A 22465-nucleotide genomic window follows, 5' to 3' on the forward strand; every position below is an offset into this window, starting at 1 on the left:
TGTCGTGTGAGCGCCGAAGGGCCCTTCGGCGCCGGGGGTGGAGCTTGCGCCGAACGGATGCTCGGTGCCCGGTGTGCGGGTGGACCGCTGGCCAAACGGATCGTCCGCGGTCGGTGAGCCTGACGTGGGCCGTGCCCCGAACGGGCTGTCAGCGGCCGGTGCGCCGCTGGCGGGCCGCGCGCCGAACGGATCGTTCCCGGCGGATGAGCTCGCGGGCCGCGCCCCGAACGGATTGTCCGAGGGTGTCGAGCCGAACGTGCTTGAGGGCGTCGCGCTCTCGGCGGCGTCGGATGTCGGCCGGGTGCCGTAGATGCGCTGGCCGTCCGCGTTGTCGGAGCTGGGGCGCGCGCCGAGTGGGCGGGCGTCCGCGGAGTCGCCGTCTGCCCCGGCCCCGAACGGGCGATCGGAGGCATAGGGACGTTCCGGCGCGCTGCCGAAGCCACCGGAGGCGGGCGCGGTGCCGAAACCATCCGGGGTCGGCGCGGTGCCGAAGCCACCCGACGCCGGCGCGGTGCCGAAACCGCCCGAGGCGAGCCCCGAGCCGGACCGCGCCGAACGGGAGCCCGAGTCGGGTCCACCCGAAGTGGGGGTCGAGCCGAAACCGCCCGAGGCGGGAGTTGAGCCGAAGTCGCCCGAGGCGGGAGTTGAGCCGAACTCGCCCGAGGTGGGGGTTGAGCCAAAACCGTCCGACGCGGGTGCGGCGCCGAAAGTGGCGCTAGCGGGAGATTCGTCGTCGGTTGGGCGGGAGCGCGGGTCGTCCTGCTCGGGTGCCGATGCGGGCCGTCCGTAGACGCGGGGCTGCGCTGCCGGAGCGGGCGGCGGGATCTCTTCCGGATCCGCCCCGACGCGGCTGGCCACCGGTACGGAAGCACTCGCGGACACCGGACGCGCCGAACCCTTGGCCGGGGCGCCGTGTCCCGCACCGGCATCAGACCGTTCCGCGGAGTCGCGGGGCTGAGGCACCGACGCGGCGTCGCGGGGTGGGAGCCCGAATGACGAGTCGCGGGAATCTGGCGCCGACGCGGCGTCGCGGGGTGGGAGCCCGAATGACGAGTCGCGGGAATCGGGCGTCGACGCGGAGTCGCGGGGGTGGGGCGTGAATGTCGAGTCGCGGGGTTCGGGCGGTGACGCCGAGTCGCGGGACTGACGCGTGAATGCCGAGTCGCGGGGCTCGGTCGCGACGGGTGCGGCGCCGGCGTTGAGGGAGGCGCCGGGAACGCGTTGGGGGTAGGCGGGTGAGTCGGGACGGCTCGCGTCCGATGACTCGAAGGAGGCGCCGGGGATGCGTTGCGGGTATCCGGTGAGAGTCTCCGGTCGGTCAGTCCGAGGGAGAGATGCGTCGCTCGATCCGAAAGAGGCGCTTCGCCCCGAGTCGAAGGATGCCGGGTTGTCGGCGCCCTGCTGCCGGGCGTCGAACGGCTGGCGCGCGGCTTCCGACGCCACGGAGAACGGAGGCGTAGAAGACGGCGGCGTCGAGGACGGCAGCGTGGAAGACGACGGCGGCGCGGAGAACGACGACGGCGCGGAGAACGGCGGCGGCGTGGAGAGCGGCGGCGGCGTGGAGAGCGGCGGACGACGGCCCTCGCGGTCGCCGAAGCTTCCCGTGTCGCCCGAGGAGCTGCCTCGGAGCGGGAAGCTCGCGCCCTCGGGCGCTTGGCCGCGTACGGGGAAGCCGCTGATGTCGGGTGACCCGCTGCGGCTCGGAGGCGGTCCCTCTGGCAGATCGGTCAGGGTGGCGCCGGGGACGCGGGTGCGCTGGTCGCCGAAGGCCGAGACGTTCGGCTGCTGGCCGGCCGACTGCTGATCGTCGGCAGCGGGGCCGCGCCTGGGCGTTTCGGTCTGGGGCGGGTTCGACGCCGACCGGATCGGGGTGAAGCCGTTGAATTCGCCGACCGGCCCGGAGAGCGGACCACCCGCGATGCCGGGGGAGCGCTGGGGGAGCTGACCGCCCTGCGCCTGACGGTACGGGTGCGGCTCGAACGGATTGGCCTCGCTCGACGGCTGCGCGGGCGGCGGCGCCCAGGCCGACCGCGACTCGTCCTGGCCGCCGAGGGTCTGCGGGCGCGAGGGGCCGTTGTCGGACCCACGGGACTGAGCGTTGCGGGAGGGCAGGGGCGTGCCGTGCGACGGGTTCTCGCCTGGCGGCTTCGAGGATCGCTGAGGAAGGCCCTGGGGCGTGGAGTCGTACGACATAGCGGGCATGTCGGCGGCGGGGACTCTCGCGGATCCCGACGAGGCGAACTGTGAGGCTCCGGGGCCGAAGGCCGGGCCGGGTGCCGCTGGGGGCTGGCCGGTCGGTGGCACCGCGGGAACCACGAACGGCGAGCCGCCGTTCGGCGTCGTGTGCGGGGGCGGGGCGTACGCGCTCGGGATCGAGTCCTGCGCGTGCGGGTATGACGGGGCGTCTCCGGGTCGGGAGGAACCCGGCCCGGCGTCCGGCGGGAATGTGCCCGCGGGGAAGCCGTCGGCGCCGTACGGCTCGGCGCCGCCGCCCGACGCGGCCCCCGGCCGGCGGCCGGCTTGCTGGCCCTCGGACGTCATATCCGCCTCCTCCATGACTGTCGGCCGTGCCACCTTACGCACGGACGCGGCCGACTTGTAGAGCTGGGCGTGACCCCGGTCACTGCCCAGGCCGGCCGAGCCGGGGCGGGTGACCGTGCCCAACCGTACCGGTCGAGGACGATAGTCGGAATCCCGGTGTACGCCGTCCGGAGCGCTTTACGTGCCGGTGAACCGTCGAACGTGATCATGCACACGCTCGCGAGCGCCGGAGCGGGAGGGTCGGCGGATTGTGCTAATAGCCGGATTTGTGCTGGGGAAACGCGGCCGGTCACGACTCTCCTATCAGGAGGGAAGATCGTTGCCGGTCGGCGCGTCTGTCCGTTACGGACCGCCCCGTGCGAGGAGCCGGCCTGGGCAGCATGTGGACACGTGGCAGATGCGACAAAGCCCCGGCCGGAATCGGCCGGGGCTTCGTGCGCCGCGTCGGTCGAGTGGTGATCACAGACGCGAGGGGTTGGGGACGGAGGATGTCCCACAAGGGGCGCGCCTTTCGCTGGCGGGCGAGCAGGCGACCCCGAAGTCGAGCGGTGGGCTGCCCCGAAGTCGAGCGAGCGACGGCGGGAAGCCCGGGAGTCGAGCGGCGGGCTGTCTCGGTGTCGGGTGAACGGCAGCGGGAGCCCAGGGGTCAAGCGGCGGGCTGTCTCGGAGTCGTATGAACGACAGCGGCAGCCCGGAAGTCAAGCGGCGGGCTTCCCGCCGTCGAGCGAGCGACAGCGGGAAGCCCGGAGCCGGGCGGACGGCCGGCCCGACCGCGAACGATCGGTGGCCAGGCGTCGACGCCTGTCAAGAATCAGAAGACGCGCTGCTGGGCGAAGATGGCGATCTCGTTACGCATGGACTGCGTCGGGGCCGTCTTCCAAGCCCGATCGATGGCACGGGCCTCGCGCTTGGCGAGCCGGCGGCTACGAATGCGGTCGAGGGTGCTCATGGCGGTACTCATCTCCCCTGGCCTTGTGGGCCTCGTTGGTGGTGGCCGGTGTTCCGGCGCTGAGTTAATTAAACCGCGCCGGAACACAGGCTGCCAACGAATCATGGGGTGATCCCGCTTACCCACCTAAGAATCTAAGGTTGGGTGGTCTCCCTGCCGAATAACTACGTCCAGGAGAGCAGGGCGCCCTCCGGGTCCTCGAGGAAGCCGCCGATGTCGCGGAGGAACTTCGAGCCGAGCTCGCCGTCCACGATCCGGTGGTCGAACGAGAGACCCAGGGTGGTGACCTGGCGAATCTTGATCTTCCCCTTGTGCACCCACGGCATCGGGCGGATCGCGCCGAAGCACAGGATCGCCGACTCGCCGGGCGGCAGGATGGGCGTACCCGTGTCGACGCCGAAGACGCCGACGTTGGTGATCGAGAAGGTGCCGCCGGACATGTCGGCCGGGGGCGTCTTGCCCGACTTGGCCACCTGCACCAGGCCGTTCAGCGCCTCGGCGAGTTCCCGCAGGGTGAGGCGGCCGGCGTCCTTGACGTTCGGCACGATCAGCCCGCGCGGCGTCGCGGCCGCGATCCCGAGATTGACGTAGTCCTTCACGACGATCTCGTTCGTCTGGCCGGACCAGGTCGAGTTCACCATCGGGTGACGCTTGACGGCCAGAAGCACCGCCTTGGCCACGAAGAGCAGCGGTGAGATCCGCACCTCGCGGAACTCTGGCCGGCCCTTGAGCCGCTCCAGCGACTTCATCGACCGCGTCACGTCGACGGTCAGGAACTCCGTGACATGGGGCGCGGTGAAGGCCGACGCGACCATGTTCTCGGCCGTGAGCTTCCGGACCCCCTTGATCGGGATCCGCTGCTCGCGCGAGGCGTCGAACACCGCCGGCGTCGCCGCCGCGCCGTTGAGGGCCGCGATGGGCTCGGCGGTGGTCGCCGAAGCGCCAGCAGCCGCGGCGTGCACGTCGTCGCGCGTCACGGATCCCATCGGACCGCTGCCCACGAGGGTGAACAGGTCCACGCCGAGATCCTTGGCGAGCTTGCGCACGGGCGGCTTGGCCAGCACCGGACCACCGGCCCGCCCGACGGCCGCCGGCGCAACCGCCGCAACGGGAGCCGGTGCGACGGGAGCGGGGGCCGGCGTGACAGGAGCGGGGGCCGCCGCGACGGGAGCCGGTGCGACGGGAGCGGGCTGTACTGCCGCCGTACCCGTGCGGGTCCGGCGCTTGGCCGCCACCGTCTTCGGGCCGTACCCGACCAGGATGGCCGTGCGACCGCCCGGAGCCGGGCCACCGATCAGGCCGGGCTCGACCGCACCCTCCGCGGGCGCGACCTCGACCGCGGCCAGCGACTCGGCCGACGGCGCGGGCATGGTCGGGCCGGCGACCGGGCCGGACGCGTCGTCGGGCAGCGGGCCGGCCGAGGGGTCGGTGTCGATGGCGACGATCGGCGAACCGACCTCCACCGTCGTTCCCGCCTCGTGGAAGATGCGGGTCACGACCCCGCCCCACTTGGCCGGGATCTCCACCGCGGCCTTGGCCGTCTCGACCTCGACGATCGGCTGGTTCAGCTCGATCGTGTCGCCGACCTTGACCAGCCAGGCGAGGATCTCGCCCTCGGTCAGGCCCTCGCCGAGGTCGGGCAGGGTGAATTCCTTGATTCGGGACATCCGCGTCACCAGCCGAACGAACGGTCGACGGCGTCCAGGACCCGGTCCAGGTCCGGGAGGTACTCCTCCTCGACGCGGGCGGCCGGGTACGGCGTGTCGTAGCCCGTCACCCGCAGGACCGGCGCCTCGAGGGAGTAGAAGCACTCCTCGGTGATGCGCGCGGCGATCTCGGAGCCCATGCCGAGGTTGCCCGGGGCCTCGTGCACCACCACGGCGCGGCCCGTCTTGCGGACCGAGGCGTAGACCGGGTCGAGGTCCAGCGGGGACAGCGTGCGCAGGTCGATGACCTCGAGGTTGCGGCCGTCCTCCGCGGCGGCCGTAGCGGCGTCGAGCGCCACCCGGACCATCGGGCCGTAGGCGATCACCGTGGCGTCGGTGCCCTCGCGGGCGACCCGGGAGGCGTGCAGCGGGTACGCGCCGGCCAGGTCGGCGTCGAGGTCGACCTCGCCCTTCTCCCAGTAGCGGCGCTTCGGCTCGAAGAACACGATCGGGTCGTCGGAGGCGATCGCCTGCTGGATCATCACGTACGCATCGGCCGGGTTCGCGCAGGTCACGACCTTGAGGCCGGCGGTGTGCGCGAAGTACGCCTCGGGCGACTCGGAGTGGTGCTCGACCGCGCCGATGCCGCCGCCGTACGGAATGCGGATGACGATCGGGATGCGCACCTTGCCCATGGAGCGGTAGTACATCTTCGCGACCTGGGCGACGATCTGGTTGTACGCCGGGAAGACGAACCCGTCGAACTGGATCTCGCACACCGGGCGGTAGCCGCGGATGGCCAGGCCGACCGCCGTGCCGATGATGCCGGCCTCGGCGAGCGGGCTGTCGATGACCCGGTCCTCGCCGAAGTCCTTCTGCAGACCGTCGGTGATCCGGAAGACGCCGCCGAGCTTGCCGACGTCCTCGCCCATGATGACGACCTTGGAGTCGTTCTCGAGGGCGCGGCGCAGGCCGTGGTTGAGGGCCTTGCCCAAAGTGATTGTCTCAGCCATCAGTGGGCACTCCCGTCGAACGAGGCCTGGTAGTCGGCGAACTGCTTGCGCTGCGCGTCGACCTCGGGCGAGCCGTTCGGGTAGACGTGGTCGAACATGGTGACCGGCTGCGGGTCCGGCATGGCGAGCACCCGCTCGCGCAGGTCGAGAGCCAGCGTACGGGCGGCGTCGTCGACCTCGCCGAAGAACGCGTCGTCGCCCAGCTGCTGCTTGGTCAGGAACGCCTTCATGCGGCTGATCGGGTCCTTCGCCTTCCAGGACTCGACCTCGCTGGCGATGCGGTAGCGCGTCGGGTCGTCGGAGCTGGTGTGCGCGCCCATCCGGTAGGTGTAGGCCTCGATCAGGGTCGGACCCTGCCCGTTGCGCGCGTTGTCCAGCGCCGCCCGCGTCACCGCGTACGAGGCGAGGACGTCGTTGCCGTCGATCCGGATGCCGGGGAAGCCGAAGCCGTCGGCGCGCCGGTAGAGCGGGATGCGCGTCTGCCGCTCGAGCGGCTCGGAGATCGCGTACTGGTTGTTCTGGCAGAAGAAGACCATCGGCGCGTTGAACACGCCGGCCCAGACGAACGACTCGTTGACCTCGCCCTGGCTGGTGGCGCCGTCGCCGAAGTAGGCGATGACCGCCTCGCCGTCGGGGGTGCCGGTCTTGCCGTCCATGGTCACGCCCATGGCGTAGCCGGTCGCGTGCAGCGTCTGCGAGCCGATGACGATCGTGTAGCCGTTGAACTTGTACTTGTTCGCGTCCCAGCCGCCCTGGTCGACGCCGCGGAACAGGCCGAACGGCATGATCGGGTCGATACCCCGCGTGTAGAGGACGCCGTGTTCCCGGTAGGTCGGGAAGGCCATGTCCTGCGGGCGCAGCGCGCGCCCGGAGCCCACCTGCGCGGCTTCCTGGCCCAGCAGGCTGGCCCAGATGCCCAGCTCACCCTGACGCTGCAGGGCGGTCGCCTCGGCGTCGAGGCGCCGCACCGTGACGAGGTCCTTGTAGAGCTCGCGGTATTCGTCATCGGTGAAGTCGACCGAGTACGTCGAGCCGTCAGCCGTGGTGACGCTGTCGATCCGCTCGCCGTCGGGGGTGAGCAGTTGAACGAAACCGCCGGCCGGGGCGTCTACCCCGACTTCGCTTTCGCCGTTCGCCATCCGTGTCTCCCTGTTTCATCTCTGCGCCCACGGCGGGTGTTGCCCGTCCGCGCGGCTGACTGCTGGTGCGCCGCGCCTGGCCCGGGTGAGGTTGCCGCGCGGTCTGGTCGGCGGGTCTGAACCCAACCGGGGAGTGACGACCCCCACCGCACCCCGCCGGTCGGCGGGAGGCGACGGCGGCGCCGTCGCCCCCATCCTCGCAGAGAACGTGAGTGGCGCCACAGGTCAGGTCGATCACAGATCCGAAACCTTGCCGAGGAATTGGTGCCCAACTTTGTCCAGATAAGCGGTTTTCGTGCCGTCACTTCCGTACGAATGGACGATTTTCGCCGCTGCCGAACGGCACATCCGTCGTTCTCCCCAGCAGCCGCGAGATCCAGCTGGATCTTCAACTCTGGGGAGGGTGCCGGCCGTGCCGGAGCAGCCGAACGACGACGGGCTCGTGCCGCCGATCAAGGTGTTGCGCAGGCGCCTCAACGGCGTCTACAGCGCGGAAGGCCTGACCGGACCCACCCGACGTTACGTGCTTCTCGTCGTGATGCTGGTGGGCCTCGCCTCGCTGCCGACCCTGGCGGCGATCACCGCCGGCTCCAGCGAGCTGGCCGACGGCCGGACCACCGTCACCGACGTGCCGTTCATCCCGCCGGCCTCGGCCGGCCCCATCCGCACCTCGCCGCCGGCCTCGGCCGGCACCGGCTCGCCCGCCCCGCTTGGCCCTGCGCCCATCCAGGGCCAAGCCCAAAAGAAGAAGACCAAACCTCGCGGGTACGCCCACAGCGCCCCCAACCGCAGCGCGGGCGGAGACGAATCAGGCAATCCCAACGGGGTGAGGAGGCCATGGTCGCCGGCAGCATCGGGGTCGGGGGATGCCCAAAAGCCGGGGCAGTCGGGACAGCCGATTCAGCCGGAGGGATCGACCCGACCGGACAGGCCGGGCAAGTCGCAGGAGCCCGGCAAGTCACACGAGCCGGGCAAGTCACACGAGCCGGGCAAGTCATATGAGCCGGATAAGCCCCATGAACCGGGCAAGTCGCAGGAACCGGGCTGGCCGCAGGAGTTCCCCTGGCCGACGATCCCGAGCCGGCCCGGCGAGCCGGACCAGCCGGACCAGCCAGAAGAGCCGGACCAGCCAGAAGAGCCGGGTGCGGCGAAGCCGGACGACGCGGACCACGACGACGCCGAGCCGGACGGTCGGGACGATTCCAATGATCACGGCAGTTCGTCCGGGGACGGCGGTTCCGATTCGCCGCATCGGCCACCCGCGAAGCCGGTCCGCCCGCCGTGGTGCGCGGACCGGACCCAGTGCTCGTCGCGGCCGTCGCACCACCACCGGCCCGACCGCTCGCCTCACAAGCAGTGCGAGGACGCCAGCCACCGCGCCCACTGGTCCCACCACCGGACGGGCAGCCATCGCACGGTCACCGTCCACATCGAACCGACCGGACGCCACGGCCGTTGGGCGACTGTCACCGAACACCGACACGAACAGCGGCCGGAAGGCCTCAAGAAGATCGTCAGCTGGGCGCATACCGCCCGGGCCGACGGCAGCAGGAAGATCGTCAGCCATTCCCGGTCCACCCGGGCCGACAGGAGGTCGGCAATGACCGAACGCCCGCAGAATCTCAGGACCGACCGGGTGCCCGGCCGGACCCACAACGGCCACCGTCACCAGTCCGTGGCGGACCATGCGGACGGCACCCAGTTCGCCGCCCGTTCCTATCGGGGCAGCCACCGGGCGGACCGCATGCATCGCGCGGAGGACAACCGCACCGCGTCACTGAACCGCATCTCCCGCGTAGGCCGGCACCACGCCGACCCCGATCACACCAACCGCTGGTGACGCCGGCTCGGCGTAGGCCGGCACCACGCCGACCCCGATCACACCAACCGCTGGTGACGCCGGCTCGGCGTAGGCCGGCACCACGCCGACCCGACTGGTAGGTCCGACTCAGGAGTCGTCGGTGAGGCGGTGCCGGTTGGTTTCGATCCAGGCGTCGATGGCCTCGGCGTCGTTCGGGTCGACGCCCTCCGAGATCAGCTGCGCCACGGCGGCCGTCGCAGGGCTGCGCTTCTCGCCCGTGGCGTAGAGCCGGGCGAACTCCGGGATCATCTCCTCGACCACCGTGTCCGTCTGCTCGGTGGCGGCCTCCGGCAGCCCCTTCTTGCGCATCGCGTAGGCCGACCAGGCCCGGGTCACCCGCGGCAGCATCGCCGCGTCGTCCATGTCCAGGACCGCGCGGCGGTGGACCCAGTCCAGCAGGAAGAGTCCCGCCACCGCCGGGCTCCAGCGCAGCGGGTCGGTGTCCGGCAGGCTCGCCGCGTGGTCCAGGAGCAGGCTCAGGCAGAAGTGCAGTGACGCCAGTTCGTCGTCGGCCGCGACGGCGTCGAGGCCGAAGCGGGCGGATTCCGGGGATGCCAGGAAATCGCGGAGCAGTCGCTCGCGGTCCGGACCGGACAGCTCCGGGGGCTCGGTCAGCGGGGGAACCGTCGACCTGGGCAGCAGGGCCAGGCGCGCGGTGGCGAGCGCGCGGTCGGTCGCCAGGTTGCCTTCCTGGGGAAGGTCGCTGAGCTCGTCGGTCAATTCGAGGTGGCGACAGACCTCGGTGCGCAGCCGGCCCGGATCCTCCTCGCGGAACCAGGTCAGCTCGTCGCTCGCGCACATCTCCCGGACCTGGCCGAGGATGCGGTCCGCCGGGCCACCCACGAAGACGTCCTTGGTGATGCCGATGTTGTGGTCCACGAGGGCGACGACCGCGTGTTCCGGCCCGCCCTCCTCGAGGTCGTCGTAGGCGAACGTGACCAGGTAGGACGTCTGGTCACCGTAGATGTCGCCGTATGCATAGCAGCCGGTGGCGCGGACCCGGCCGAGCTGCTCGGCCCAGGGTGGTGCCTGGGCGCCGCGACGGACCTCCGCCGCGCCCTCGGCGTCTGGCACGAGGATCGCGAAGACCTCGCGGATCGTCGTCGCCGCGGCGGTGCGCCGTCGGGTGGTGGCGGCGAGGAACTGGCCCACGAAGCTGCGGACCGCCCCCGCCCGGTCCGTCTCGGCGACCGAGTAGACGCTGCCCAGCAGGGCGGCGCCCAGCATTTCGGCGTCCAGGGCACAGTCGAGCTTCGCTACGTCGCGCGCCGCGTGCAGGACCGCGTCGTACGGATTCTGAGGTGCGGCCATGCCGCCGAGCCTACCGGTAGTGCAGGCCTGGGGCCTTATTCCGATCGGACGATGGTGAGCGCCTCGCGGGCCTGGGCATAGGCGTTGAGCACCTCGCGGACCGGCGCGACGACGTACTCACGGCCGACCTCGGTGACCGAGGCGCGGAGCCGCTGCTCGGCCCGGCGTCCCGCGCGTTTGGCGCCCGCGCTGACGATCGGTCTCAGCAGCGCGGCCAGCAGCAAGCCGAGGATCAGGCCGCCGAGCAGCAACAGGGTCGGCAGCGGCACCTCGCCGACCTTGGGATTGTCGAAGGTGGGCAGGCCGAGGACGCGGACCCCGTATCCGGCCAGGAGCCAGCCGAGGCCGACCACGGCGGCGAGGGTGAACAGCCATTGGAGCAGGCTGACCGCCGTCCACCAGAAGGGCTTGCGGCTCATGCCCAGGTCGGTCTTGGCGACCGCCCGGTCGAGCGCGTCGGGCAGGTCGCCGAGCCGGGACCGGGCGGCGGCGGTCAGTGCCGGCGCCCAGACGTCGGGGATCGGCGCTGCCGCCCGCGCGGCCACCGCACGCACGGAGAGACCGACCGCCGACTTCTGCGCGGCGTCGGCCTCCGGCAGGGAGGTGCGCGGGACGGGCACGAGCTCCTGCGAAGGGGCGTCCCCGGCCGGGTTCTCCGAAGCGGGCTTCTCCGACGAGATGTGCAGCCGTTTCAGCGGGTCCGGCCGAAGCTTGCGGACGCCGCGCAGCAGCGGCCAGCCGGTGTTGGCGAGCGCCCGATGGCGGTATGCGCCCGCGGTCGCCGCGGCGACCGCCGGGACTCCCGCCGAGGCGGCGAGGGCGTCGCTGAGCTGCCGCACCGTCGCGCGGTCGACCTCATCCTCGGCCGCGGGCGGCCCGATGGCGGCACTGAGCTGCTCGGCGACCGTGTCGAGGTCGCCGGCGAGCCGGCGCAGGGCGGCCTGGCGTTCGGCGACCGTCTTCTCCAGCGCCGCCCGCAGCTCGTTGAGCATGCCGGGCTGCTTCGCCGACGTGGCCATGGCGGGCACGCCGGGCATGCCGTCCTCGTCGAGCAGTCGCTTGAGGTCGGTCAGGACGATCTCGGTGTCGGTGGGTGAGAGCCGGTCGGCCTGGTTTAGCACCACGATCGTGACGTCGCCGTGCGACCGGAACTGGCGCAGGTAGGCGTTGTGCAGGATGCGGTCGCCGTACTTCTGCGGGTCCACCACCCACACCACCTGGTCGACGAGGCCGAGCAGGCGGTCCACCTCGAGCCGGTGGCCGCGTTCGACGGAGTCGAAGTCGGGCAGGTCGAGCAGCACGAGCCCGCGCAGCGCGGCCTCGTCGTCGCCGTCCAGGGCGCTCTCCCTGATGAACCGCTGCCGGGGCAGGACGCCGACCCAGTCGAGCAGCCGGGTGGCGGGCTCGAGCGGGCCCCACACGCAGGCATGGGCGACGCCGGTGGTCGGCCTGCGGACGCCCACGGGCGACAGTTTGAGCCGGGCGAGCGCGTTGAACAGGCTGGACTTTCCACTGCCCGTGCTGCCCGCCAGTGCTACCACCGTGTGGTCCTGCGACAGGGCGAGCCGGCTGCCCGCGCGCTCGACCAGCGTGTGCGCGGTGACGAGATCGTTGTCCGGCAGGTAGGGGTCGGTGACCCGCAGGAACCGCTGCAACGCCTCCAGCCGCTCGGTGAGCTGCTGGGCGTCGACCCGGTCGTCGCCGGCCAGTGCGCGCTGGAGCTTCTCGGCGAGGCTCATGACGGCGTCCCGGTCAACGCGAGTTCCTCCCTGGTGTGCTTCACGTCGGCCGCGGCCCGCCGCAGGGCGGTGCCCGGTTCGAGCTCGAGCCCCACGGCGGCGGTGCGGTCCGTGTAGCGGGCCGCCTCGGCGTCGAGCAGCTCGTTGACCCGGATCAACAGCTCCTCGCGCGCCCGGGCCGCCAGGGTGCGGATGGCCTGGTCGCCGAAGATCGCCTCGAGCACCTTCTGGGCGGCCACGACCGTGCCGGCTCCCGCCGCCACCTCGAGGCCGGTGGGGATCATCGCCGTCGAGGTGAACACCGCGATCATCACTGCCAGGCCGACACCGTTGACCGCGTACGCGGCGCCGCGAGCGACGAAGCGCTTGTCACCCGCCTCCGTGCGGACCAGGTCGAGCACCCAGTGCTGCCAGTCGCGGACGACGCGCTCGGCCCGTTGCGGCAGGTCCGGTGCGGGTCTCTGCAGGCCGGGCTCCAGCAGGTGGGCGCCGGCGGGATGGGCCTGCCAGGCCGAATACGCCTGCTCGGCGGCGTCCGCCGCCACCCCGCGCACCAATGTGACCAGCTGAGACTCCAGCGCCACCCGAAGGTTGCGCCCGGGCGCGGGGCGTCCGGTGACCGCCGCGACCAACTTGTCCCGGAGCTGACCGACCCGCGACTCCAGCGTTTTCAGGAACTCGCCGGTGCCGATGAACTCCTGCCAGCGGGCAAGCACCTCACCGCGCAGCAGCCGGCCGTCCTGAAGCCCGTCCTTCAGCGTGCGGCGGGCCGTCCGGTAGGCCGCGATCACCCGTTCGTCCAGGGCCTTCGCCGCGACTGCCTGCTCGTCGGCGGCGGCGGCCAGGCCCTCGACGGTCGGGCCGAGCGCGGCGAGCGCACCGTCGAGCGTCTGGCGCACGACGGCCGCCCGGGCGTCGGCGTCCGCCGCGAGCTGGGCGAACCAGTCGTGCAGCGGCCGGGTCTCGTCCTCGGGGAGCAGACCCTGACCGTCCAGAGTGGTCTCTTGCAGGACAAACAGGGGCGCGGCGCCCATGGCGTGCTCGGTGAGCATCTCGGCGAGGTGCGCGGAGACCTCACCCGCGGCCTCCTCCGGCACCCGGTCCAGCACGAGCGCGATCACGGTGCCGCGCAGCCGGGCCGTTTTCAGCAGCTCCCAGGGCACGGCGTCGGCATAGCGCGCGGCGGTTGTGACGAAGAGCCACAGATCCGCCGCGGCCAGCAGTTGTGCCGCCAGCTGCCGGTTGCGGTCCACGACCGAGTCGATGTCGGGGGCGTCGAGGAAGGCCAGGCCCGGGCCGAGCGCCGGCGCCGAGACGAGTTGCAGGGCCTCCGGGCTGGCGCTGGACTCCGTGGTGCGGGTCAGGCCCGGCAGCAGCTTGCCCGTGCGGAACCACGACGAGTCGGAGGGGTGGCTGACCAGCACCGGGGACCGGGTCGTCGGGCGCAGCACCCCGGCGGCGCTGACCGGAGCCCGGACCAGGCTGTTGACCAGAGTGGACTTGCCGGCGCCGGTGGAACCTCCGACGACCACGAGCAGCGGTGCGTCGAGGCGCGCCAGGCGGGGCAGGAGGTAGTCGTCGAGCTGCGACACCAGCGCGGTGCCGATCCGGCGGGCTTCCTCGGCGGAGGGCATGACCAGCGGGTACGTGGCGCCGCCGATCGCCGCCCGCAGGTGGGACAACGCGTCGGCGAGCCGTCCGAGGGCCGGTGGCGGCTCCTCGGGCAGGGCATCGGCCGGAGTGCTCTGCGCGGTGTCTTCCGGGGGCGTGGCCTGGCGGGTCTGGGTGGTGACGACGTTGCCCGAGGTGGAGGCCTTGGGAGGCGGCCACTCCGGGGTGGCTGGCGACTCTTTGCCCGGGGCCTCCGCGTCGTTGTCGGTTTCGGTGGGCTCTGTCACCGCTTCTGGGGGATCGGAGGGCGCGGTAGTGCCCCGTTCCTCGGGTTCGCCGGTTTTCGCCATGGAATGCGGCTCGCGGGCTGGTGCGGTTGGGGAGGCTGTGGGCGTACTGAAGGATCCCGCGGCATCGGCAGACCTGGCCGGACCACCGCTGGTCTGGGTTTTTGTCGGTGGCCCGTCGGTTACGGCGGGCGTGGCCGACGGACCGACCGCGTCACCGTGTGTCGTCACGGGTAAAGCGTGCCCGATCTATGCATCGCAGACAACAGGTACACCACGTCGTGACCGGACAGGAACCTTCATGACCAAGGTTGCGCCGGGTTGACTCAACTTCCGCTTGCGGTCTGGTCATCCCGTGGCATCATTGAGTCCGGTCCACTCAACTTGTGGGCTCTGCATCGTGTAAGACAGCAGTTAGACGCCCGGTGAGAAGCGAGGAAGCGAACATGGCACGAGCGGTCGGCATCGACCTCGGCACCACGAACTCCTGCGTCAGCGTTCTGGAAGGAGGCGAGCCCACCGTCGTCGCCAACGCGGAGGGTGCCCGGACGACCCCGTCCATCGTCGCCTTCGCGCGCAACGGCGAGGTGCTCGTGGGCGAGGTCGCCAAGCGTCAGGCGGTGACCAACCCCGACCGGACCATCCGTTCGGTCAAGCGCGAGGTCGGCACCAACTGGTCCATCGACATCGACGGCAAGAAGTACACCCCGCAGGAGATCTCCGCGCGGGTGCTCATGAAGCTCAAGCGTGACTCCGAGGCCTACCTCGGCGAGACCGTCACCGACGCGGTCATCACCGTCCCGGCCTACTTCAACGACGCGCAGCGGCAGGCCACCAAGGAGGCCGGCGAGATCGCGGGCTTCAACGTCCTGCGCATCGTCAACGAGCCCACCGCGGCCGCGCTGGCCTACGGCCTCGACAAGGGCTCCAAGGAGCAGACCGTCCTGGTCTTCGACCTCGGCGGCGGCACCTTCGACGTCTCCCTGCTCGAGCTCGGCGAGGGCGTCATCGAGGTCAAGTCGACCTCCGGCGACAACCACCTCGGCGGCGACGACTGGGACCAGCGGATCATCGATCACCTGGTCAAGACGTTCCGCGGCGAGAACGGCATCGACCTGTCGCAGGACAAGATGGCGCTGCAGCGGCTTCGCGAGGCCGCGGAGAAGGCCAAGATCGAGCTGTCGGCCGCGACCACCACGAGCATCAACCTGCCCTACATCACCGCCGGGCCGTCGGGCCCGCTGCACATGGACATGACCCTGTCCCGGGCCGAGTTCCAGCGCATGACGCAGGACCTGCTGGACCGGTGCAAGGCGCCGTTCGAGCAGGCGATCAAGGACGCCGGCGTCAAGGTCTCCGACGTCGACCACGTCATCCTGGTCGGCGGCTCGACCCGCATGCCCGCCGTGTCCGAGCTGGTGCAGCAGCTCATCGGCCGGGAGGCCAACAAGGGCGTCAACCCGGACGAGGTCGTCGCCGTCGGCGCCGCCCTGCAGGCCGGCGTGCTCAAGGGTGAGGTCAAGGACGTCCTCCTGCTCGACGTGACCCCGCTCTCGCTGGGCATCGAGACCAAGGGCGGCATCTTCACCAAGCTCATCGAGCGCAACACCACGATCCCGACCAAGCGTTCCGAGGTCTTCACCACGGCCGATGACAACCAGCCGTCCGTGTTGATCCAGGTCTTCCAGGGCGAGCGTGAGATCGCGGCCTACAACAAGAAGCTCGGCACCTTCGAGCTGACCGGCCTGCCGCCGGCGCCGCGCAACGTGCCGCAGATCGAGGTCACCTTCGACATCGACGCCAACGGCATCGTGAACGTCCACGCGAAGGACCTGGGCACCGGCAAGGAGCAGAAGATGACGATCACCGGCGGCTCCGCGCTGCCGAAGGACGACATCGAGCGCATGATGCGCGACGCCCAGGACCACGCCGATGAGGACAAGAAGCGCAAGGACGACGCCGAGGCCCGCAACCTCGCCGAGCAGCTTCAGTGGCAGACCGAGAAGTTCCTGGCCGAGAGCGGCGACAAGCTGCCCGAGGACGCCAAGACCGAGATCGGCGAGGCGCTGGGCGACCTGCGCGGCGCGCTCGGCGGCAGCGACATCGAGAAGATCAAGGCCGCGCACGAGAAGCTGGCCACGGTCTCCCAGAAGGCCGGTTCCCTGCTGTACGCCCAGCAGCAGCAGGAAGGCGCCGAGGGTGCCCCCGGCCCCGACGGTGCTCCGGGCGCGCCCGGCGGTGCCGCCGGTGGCGCGGCGGGTGCGAGTGCCGGTCCGCAGGGTGGCGCTGACGACGTCGTGGACGCCGAGATCGTCGAGGACGACAAGAAGTGAGCCGGGCGGACGACGAGAACGACGGTCAGACGACCGAGCGAGTCGTCATCCGCGATCGTCGCAAGATCGATGTGAAGGGTAAGGACACCACGGTGACCAGGGAAGCCGAGGAGTCCGCGGAGGCCAAGGGTGGTGCGCACCGCGCCGCCGAGGAACCCGCGGACGAGGTGACCGCCACGCCGGGCCTCGGCGCGGAGCTCGCGGCGCTGCGGACCGAGCTGGAGGAACGCACCCGCGACCTCCAGCGGGTCACCGCCGAGTACGCGAACTACCGCAAGCGCGTCGACCGGGACCGCAGCGCCGCCGCAGAGCAGACCACCGGCACGGTGCTCACCGCGCTGCTGCCGATGCTCGACGACGTCGACCGGGCCCGCGAGCACGGCGACCTGGTCGGTCCGTTCGCCACGGTGGCCGAGGCGCTGGGCGCGGTCGTCGGCAAGCTCGGGCTGGTCGCCTTCGGCGAGAAGGGCGACCCGTTCGACCCGACCCGCCACGAGGCGGTCGCGCACCTGACGTCGGCCGACGTCACCGAGCCGACCTGTGTCGAGGTCATGCGCCGCGGCTACATCCTGGGCGAACGGTTGCTGCGGCCCGCGATGGTCGCGGTCGCCGACCCCGCGTGACGATGTCCCGTCCCGCCCACCGGCTGGTGGGCGGGACCCCCTTCCGACCGCCCCACCCGCCGCCCAAAACAGGACTTGAGACGCGTTGCATCCGCAGGAGGGGGTGGGCAGGATGAGCTCGAAGGACTGGCTGGAGAAGGACTTCTACGCCGTTCTCGGGGTGGGCAAGTCCGCCTCCGCCGATGAGATCAAGAAGGCGTACCGGAAGCTGGCCCGGGAGAACCACCCCGACCACAACCCCGGCAACACCGACGCCGAGGAACGGTTCAAGGCCGCCTCCGAGGCGTACGACGTGCTGTCCGACGACAAGAAGCGCAAAGAGTACGACGAGATGCGCTCCCTGTTCGGCTCCGGCGCGTTCCGCCGGGGCGCGCGCGCCGGCGGCAGTTCGCAGTTCGACCCGTCCGACCTGTTCGGCGGGTTCAGCGGGGCGGGCGCGGCGGGCGGCGGTGCCGGCGACCGGCGGTTCGGCGGCGCGGGCTTCTCCGACATCTTCAGCTCGATATTCTCCGGCGGCGGTGCGGGCGGAGGCCCCCGGCGTGGCCCGCAGCGCGGCCGGGACGTCGAGGCCGAGGTGACGCTGGACTTCCCGCACGCGGTGCAGGGCACGACGCTGCCTCTCACCCTGCGCTCGCCCGGCGTCTGCGACATCTGCCACGGCAACGGCGCCAAGCCGGGCACCGTGCCACGCGCCTGTCCGCAGTGCCACGGCTCGGGGCTGCTCTCCCGGAACCAGGGCTCGTTCAGCTTCTCCGAGCCGTGCCGTGAGTGTCAGGGCGCGGGCTCGATCGTCGAGCAAAAGTGCTCGGAATGCCGCGGCACCGGCGGGGTCACCAAGAACCGGACGATCAATGTTCGCTTCCCGGCCGGCGTCGCCGACGGGCAGCGGATCCGGCTCAGCGGCCGGGGTGAGCCCGGCGAGCGCGGCGGTCCGGCCGGCGACCTGTACGTGCAGGTCCGGGTGCGCCCCGACGACCTGTTCGGTCGCGTCGGCGACGACATCACGCTGACCATGCCGATCACGTTCGCCGAGGCGGTGCTCGGCACCGACCTGCGGGTCCCCACGATGGACGGCTCGGTGACGCTTCGGGTGCCCCCGGGCACACCGAGCGGACGAAAGCTGCGGGCGCGGGGCAAGGGTGTGCAGCGCCGTGACGGCCAGGCCGGCGATCTGCTGGTCACCGTCGAGGTGCAGGTGCCCGCCGCCGTCTCGGACGAGGCCCGGGACGCGCTGGAGAAATTCGCCAAACTCACGCCGAACGCTGAGCGCGGACGTATCGACGCCCGACTGCGCCGGGGATAATCGACGCAGCGGGGAAACCTTTGCGGAGGTGGCACATGTACGAAGAGATCAGCATCTCGATGGAGCACGCCTCCGACGCGAAGGTCCTGATCATCTCCGTCGCCGCGCGACTGGCCGGGATGCACCCGCAGACCCTGCGCCAGTACGACCGGCTCGGCCTGGTGCAGCCGGGCCGGGCCGGTGGCGGCGGCCGCCGCTACAGCGAGCGCGATGTCGCCCTGCTGCGCGAGGTGCAGCGGCTGAGCCAGGAGGACGGGGTCAACCTGGCGGGCATCAAGCGGATCATCGGTCTCGAGCAGCTCGCCGGTGAGCTGCAGGAGCGGGTCGCCCAGCTGGAGTCGCAGCTCGACGCGGCGTACCAGCGGATCGCCCAGCTCGAGGCCATGGCGTCGTATCCGAGCCGCGACCTGGTCCGGCAGGAGCGCCCCTCGACGGCACTGGTCGTCTGGCGCCCGCGCCGTTCAGGGGAGCGCTAGGGAGCCGCTAGGGAGCTCAGCGGCGGCCGAAGAGGGCCAGGCGGCGGGGGTGGCGCACCAGGCCGCCCTCGATCCAGTCCTGGTAGTCGAAGAGCTCGGGGCGCGTGATCAGCACCCGGCAGTTGTGCGCCCAGATGCTCATCGGCTCGTCGCCGACCTCTTCCGCCCGCTCCACGTACTTCTTCAGGCGCCGTTTGCGCTGTGTGGACGCGTTGGGACGCACGCCGTCCGCGGCGTAGATGTACATGCAGTGCAGGGCGAAGCGCCGGGCCGGGCACTGCCGGTCCATCGCCAGCTCGAACAGGGTCGGCGCGAGCACGTCACCCGAGATCAGCAGGTCCCAGTCCGACGGCATGGCGTCGAGCGGCACGGCCTCCGGGTGGTAGGCCCACGCCTGCAACTCCTCCGGCCGCGGGTCGACCGGATTGGCGAAACCGAAGAACGTCGACTCACGCACAGTCACGACGCCGCCCCTTCACGTTCGATCATTCGCCCGTCCCTCCAAAGGTCAGGGCCCGCGCGCCTGCGCCGGGAGCCGCCGCGCGTCCGGCGTGTCGCAGGTCACCCTGATAACTCGTTGTTGTCGCGGCGACACGGTAGCGCGTGAGATCGCCCCTGCGGAAGTGATGAGATATCACTTTCGGATACCGGTCAGTAGCATTGCGCAGGCAGGAATTTGCCTGGTCAGTCGGCTGCGGGCACCGGTTCGGGCGGACGCCGATCGGTCATTCGGCGACGAATCTGGGTCTTGAACCAGGCGTAATCCGGCAATCGGGCCAGCAGTGGCCCGCTCACCACCGTGATCAATACGTACGCCGTCGCGAGCGGTGCCAATTCGGGTTCGACGCCCGACGCCACCGCGAGGCCGGCAATGACGATGGAGAACTCTCCCCGGGGCATGAGGGCCAGTCCGGCGCGGACCTGACCCGGCAGGGCGATGCCCCGGCGGCGCGCGCCGAAGACACCGGTCAGCACCTTGGTCAGCATCGTCAGCGCGGCGAGGCCCAGCGCGGGCAGTAGCACCGGCGGCATGGCGGCGGGGTCGGTCGAGAGGCCGAAGAACACAAAGAACACCGCGGCGAAGAGGTCGCGCAGCGGCGACAACATCTGCACCGCGCTGTGCGCGACCTGGCCCGAGAGCGCGATGCCGACCAGGAACGCACCCACGGCGGCGGACACGTGCAACTCCGCGGCCACCCCGGCCACGAACAGCGTCAGCCCCAACACGCTGAGCAGAAGGGCCTCGGGGTCCTTCACCGACACGAAGTTCGAGATGGCGCCGCCGTAGCGGATGGCCACGACGAGGACCGCGACCACCGTGAGCACCGCGACGGCCAGGGCCTTGGCGCCGCCCATCAGCCCCGCCCCGGCCAGGACCGCGGTGACCAGCGGCAGGTAGAACGCCATCGCCAGGTCCTCGATGACCAGCACCGAGAGGATGACCGGGGTCTCGCGGTTACCGAGCCGGCCGAGGTCGGCGAGCACCTTGGCGATCACGCCGGACGACGAGACCCAGGTGATGCCGGCCAGCACCAGCGCCGCCTCCCAGCCCCAGCCGAGCAGCAGCGCGAAGCCCGCACCGGGCAGGGCGTTGAGCAGCGCGTCGATGATTCCGGCCGGCGCCGCCGCACGCAGGTTGCCGACGAGCTCGCTCGCCGAATACTCCAGACCGAGCATCACCAGCAGCAGGATGACGCCGATCTCGGCGCCGACCTCGATGAACTGCTCGCTGGCGGAGAGCGGCACAAGCCCGCCGTGGCCGAAAGCGAGCCCGGCGAGCAGATAGAGCGGGATGGGCGAGAGCCCGATGCGGCGGCCGAGCCGGCCGAGCATGCCGAGCGCGAAGAGGAGCGCGCCGACCTCGATCAGAAGGATCGTCGTGCTGTGCACCGGTGCCTCAGTCGCCGTGGTCGCCGGCGAGGATGGCGGTGAGACCACCCAGGCCGTCGCGGGTGCCGACGGCGACCACCACGTCGTTCGCCTCGAAGACGAACGACGGCCCCGGCGAGGCGATGACCTCGCGGTCGCGCAGCACCGCCACGATCGACGCGCCGGTGCGGGTGCGGGCGCGGGTGTCGCCCAGCCGGCGGCTCACGAACGGGGAACCGGCGGGCAGCGCGATCTGCTCGGTGAGCAGGCCCGCTGCCTGCTCCCGCAGGCCGGAGAGCTGGCCCAGCATGAGCGACGCGCCGAGGACGTCGGCCAGCGCCTCCGCCTCGTCGTCGGTCAGCGGTATCGACGCGAGGCACGCGTCGGGATCGTCCACGTCGTACAGCACCAGGTCGCGGCGGCCGTTGCGGTGCGAGACCACGCCGACCGTACGCCCCGACGACGTCACCAGATCGTGGCGGACGCCGATGCCAGGAAGGGGAGTCTGCTCTACCCGTACACGCACACGGTCAACGGTAACGGGTGTCGGCCCGGACCACGGTCAGCACCACCAGGCCGGCCCCGCAGAGTCCGGCGCAGATCACGTACGCGAGCCGGTAGCCGAACTGCTGGGACACGCCGAACAGCGGCCCCGCGAGCATCGCGCCGAGGGGGAACGAGTTGGTGAACAACGTCGTCGCCCGCCCGGGGTGTCGCGGCAGCATGTTCTGCATGTAGGAGATGCCGAGCCCGGACACCGCGGCGATGAACAGCGCGTTGAGCACCTGCGCGACGAACAACAGCCACACGCCCGTCGCGATCGCGGCCAGCCCGTAATACGCCACCCCGCACAATGCTCCCGCGAAGAGCAGCGCACGCAGCGGTAGCCGGGTGGAGAGCAGGCCCAGGCCCAGCATGAGCGGGATCTCCAGCGCGGCGCAGAGCCCGAGCACCAGTCCGGCGTCGGCGACATCACCGCCCAGGTCGGTGTGGATGAATAGGGGCAGCGCTTGCACGGCCAGGGTCAGCGGGGTCTGCAGGAGAGTGAAGGCACCGGCCGTGAGCAGCAGCGTCCACCTCGCCACGTCGGGACCGTCCGACAGCGCCTCGTCGGTGACCGGCGAGGCCGCGGTCGCTCCGGAGTCGTCGAGCCAGCAGATGCCGACCAGTGCGGCCAGCGCGTACATGACGGCCGCGCCGCCGTAGACGAGTGCGAATCCGCCGGCGTCGAGCAAAAACGCGGCCAGCGGCGGTCCGGCCACCCACGCCAGGGAGAAGACCGTACGCAGCCCGCTGATGCCCATCGCCGCCCGGTCCGGCGCCTTGCGTTCGAGGACCTGCCGGGCGTACGCGAAGGACTGTGGGAAGAGGGAGTTGGCGACGGCCAGGGCGGTGACGGTCAGGCCGAGCAGGATCCAGTAGTCGCGGACCACCGCGGTGAGCGCGCAGCCGATCATGCCGGCGAGGGCGCCGCCGATGAGCAGCACGCGTCGGATCGGCCGTAGATCCGACAGCCGTCCGATCAGGGTCGAGCCGAGCACGCCGGAGAGCGGCGCGAGGACCAGGAAGACGGTGACCTGGACCGGGCCGGCCTCGACCTCGGTGCTCAGGAAGAGTGACAGGAACGGCATGACGAGCGCGGTCGAGACGCCGACTGCCAGGAACACGAGGCCCAACGGGAGGAGCGCGCGCATCAACCGGGGCGCGCGCTGCGCCGGGAGAAGGGACATGTGGCGCAGGTTACGGCCCTTCCGTCCCATTGGC

General features: G+C 71.3%; 17 protein-coding genes. 6 read left to right on the forward strand and 11 right to left on the reverse strand.

Features of this window, described 5'->3' with window-relative positions:
• The first annotated feature begins 1387 nt into the window (after window positions 1-1387).
• Window positions 1388-1804, forward strand: coding sequence for a hypothetical protein (locus AB0M36_RS19925; RefSeq protein WP_364159479.1), 417 nt, complete (start codon window positions 1388-1390; stop codon window positions 1802-1804).
• 1548 nt (window positions 1805-3352) lie between these two features.
• On the opposite strand, the gene AB0M36_RS19930 is transcribed toward AB0M36_RS19925, so the two are convergent.
• From AB0M36_RS19930 to pdhA, 4 genes are all read right to left on the reverse strand, one after another.
• The gene (locus AB0M36_RS19930; protein ID WP_170047543.1) at window positions 3353-3490 is read right to left on the reverse strand and encodes a hypothetical protein; all 138 of its coding nucleotides are present in this window, start codon (window positions 3488-3490) and stop codon (window positions 3353-3355) included.
• Between the two features lie 164 nt (window positions 3491-3654).
• Complete coding sequence (locus tag AB0M36_RS19935; RefSeq protein ID WP_364159481.1) at window positions 3655-5166, reverse strand: dihydrolipoamide acetyltransferase family protein; 1512 nt, start codon at window positions 5164-5166, stop codon at window positions 3655-3657.
• Window positions 5163-6152, reverse strand: a complete 990-nt coding sequence (locus AB0M36_RS19940) for an alpha-ketoacid dehydrogenase subunit beta (protein WP_364159663.1) — start codon at window positions 6150-6152, stop codon at window positions 5163-5165. Before AB0M36_RS19940 ends, AB0M36_RS19935 begins: the two co-directional genes overlap by 4 nt.
• Window positions 6149-7288 carry a pyruvate dehydrogenase (acetyl-transferring) E1 component subunit alpha gene (gene pdhA, locus AB0M36_RS19945; RefSeq protein ID WP_364159483.1) on the reverse strand — a complete coding sequence of 380 codons (1140 nt, stop codon included), beginning with the start codon at window positions 7286-7288 and terminating at the stop codon, window positions 6149-6151. Before pdhA ends, AB0M36_RS19940 begins: the two co-directional genes overlap by 4 nt.
• Before the next feature lie 412 nt (window positions 7289-7700).
• On the opposite strand from pdhA, the gene AB0M36_RS19950 reads away from it, so the two are divergent.
• On the forward strand, window positions 7701-9128 hold the full coding sequence (locus AB0M36_RS19950) for a hypothetical protein (protein WP_364159485.1): 1428 nt from the start codon (window positions 7701-7703) through the stop codon (window positions 9126-9128).
• Window positions 9129-9236: 108 nt separating this feature from the next.
• Here AB0M36_RS19950 and AB0M36_RS19955 read toward each other — a convergent pair whose 3' ends face one another.
• From AB0M36_RS19955 to AB0M36_RS19965, 3 genes are read right to left on the reverse strand one after another with little or no spacing between them, the layout of a single operon-like run.
• Window positions 9237-10460: a hypothetical protein gene (locus AB0M36_RS19955; protein WP_364159487.1), complete on the reverse strand. Its 1224-nt coding sequence runs from the start codon at window positions 10458-10460 to the stop codon at window positions 9237-9239.
• A 35-nt stretch (window positions 10461-10495) separates the two neighbouring features.
• Window positions 10496-12199 (reverse strand): GTPase, encoded by a 1704-nt coding sequence (locus AB0M36_RS19960; protein ID WP_364159489.1) that lies wholly within the window; start codon window positions 12197-12199, stop codon window positions 10496-10498.
• Window positions 12196-13833: an ABC transporter gene (locus AB0M36_RS19965; RefSeq protein ID WP_364159665.1), complete on the reverse strand. Its 1638-nt coding sequence runs from the start codon at window positions 13831-13833 to the stop codon at window positions 12196-12198. Before AB0M36_RS19965 ends, AB0M36_RS19960 begins: the two co-directional genes overlap by 4 nt.
• Window positions 13834-14543: 710 nt before the next feature.
• Here AB0M36_RS19965 and dnaK point away from each other — a divergent pair.
• The 4 genes from dnaK (at window position 14544) to AB0M36_RS19985 (ending at window position 18832) form a co-directional block, all read left to right on the forward strand.
• Window positions 14544-16430, forward strand: coding sequence for a molecular chaperone DnaK (gene dnaK, locus AB0M36_RS19970; RefSeq protein ID WP_364159491.1), 1887 nt, complete (start codon window positions 14544-14546; stop codon window positions 16428-16430).
• Complete coding sequence (grpE, locus tag AB0M36_RS19975; RefSeq protein WP_364159493.1) at window positions 16427-17053, forward strand: nucleotide exchange factor GrpE; 627 nt, start codon at window positions 16427-16429, stop codon at window positions 17051-17053. The genes dnaK and grpE overlap by 4 nt, the downstream gene beginning before the upstream one ends.
• 112 nt (window positions 17054-17165) lie before the next feature.
• Window positions 17166-18356: a molecular chaperone DnaJ gene (gene dnaJ, locus AB0M36_RS19980; RefSeq protein WP_364159495.1), complete on the forward strand. Its 1191-nt coding sequence runs from the start codon at window positions 17166-17168 to the stop codon at window positions 18354-18356.
• A 35-nt stretch (window positions 18357-18391) separates the two neighbouring features.
• The gene (locus tag AB0M36_RS19985) at window positions 18392-18832 is read left to right on the forward strand and encodes a MerR family transcriptional regulator (protein WP_364159497.1); all 441 of its coding nucleotides are present in this window, start codon (window positions 18392-18394) and stop codon (window positions 18830-18832) included.
• A 16-nt stretch (window positions 18833-18848) separates the two neighbouring features.
• Here AB0M36_RS19985 and AB0M36_RS19990 read toward each other — a convergent pair whose 3' ends face one another.
• The 4 genes from AB0M36_RS19990 to AB0M36_RS20005 all read right to left on the reverse strand — a co-directional run bounded on the left by AB0M36_RS19990 (window position 18849) and on the right by AB0M36_RS20005 (window position 22431).
• Complete coding sequence (locus tag AB0M36_RS19990; protein ID WP_364159498.1) at window positions 18849-19295, reverse strand: hypothetical protein; 447 nt, start codon at window positions 19293-19295, stop codon at window positions 18849-18851.
• A 221-nt stretch (window positions 19296-19516) separates the two neighbouring features.
• On the reverse strand, window positions 19517-20722 hold the full coding sequence (locus AB0M36_RS19995) for a cation:proton antiporter (RefSeq protein ID WP_364159500.1): 1206 nt from the start codon (window positions 20720-20722) through the stop codon (window positions 19517-19519).
• 7 nt (window positions 20723-20729) lie between these two features.
• The gene (locus AB0M36_RS20000) at window positions 20730-21227 is read right to left on the reverse strand and encodes a cation:proton antiporter regulatory subunit (RefSeq protein WP_364159502.1); all 498 of its coding nucleotides are present in this window, start codon (window positions 21225-21227) and stop codon (window positions 20730-20732) included.
• 4 nt (window positions 21228-21231) lie between these two features.
• On the reverse strand, window positions 21232-22431 hold the full coding sequence (locus tag AB0M36_RS20005; protein ID WP_364159504.1) for a sugar efflux transporter: 1200 nt from the start codon (window positions 22429-22431) through the stop codon (window positions 21232-21234).
• Window positions 22432-22465: the final 34 nt, after the last annotated feature.

It is taken from the genome of Actinoplanes sp. NPDC051346 (assembly GCF_040682215.1).
Taxonomy (GTDB): domain Bacteria; phylum Actinomycetota; class Actinomycetes; order Mycobacteriales; family Micromonosporaceae; genus Actinoplanes.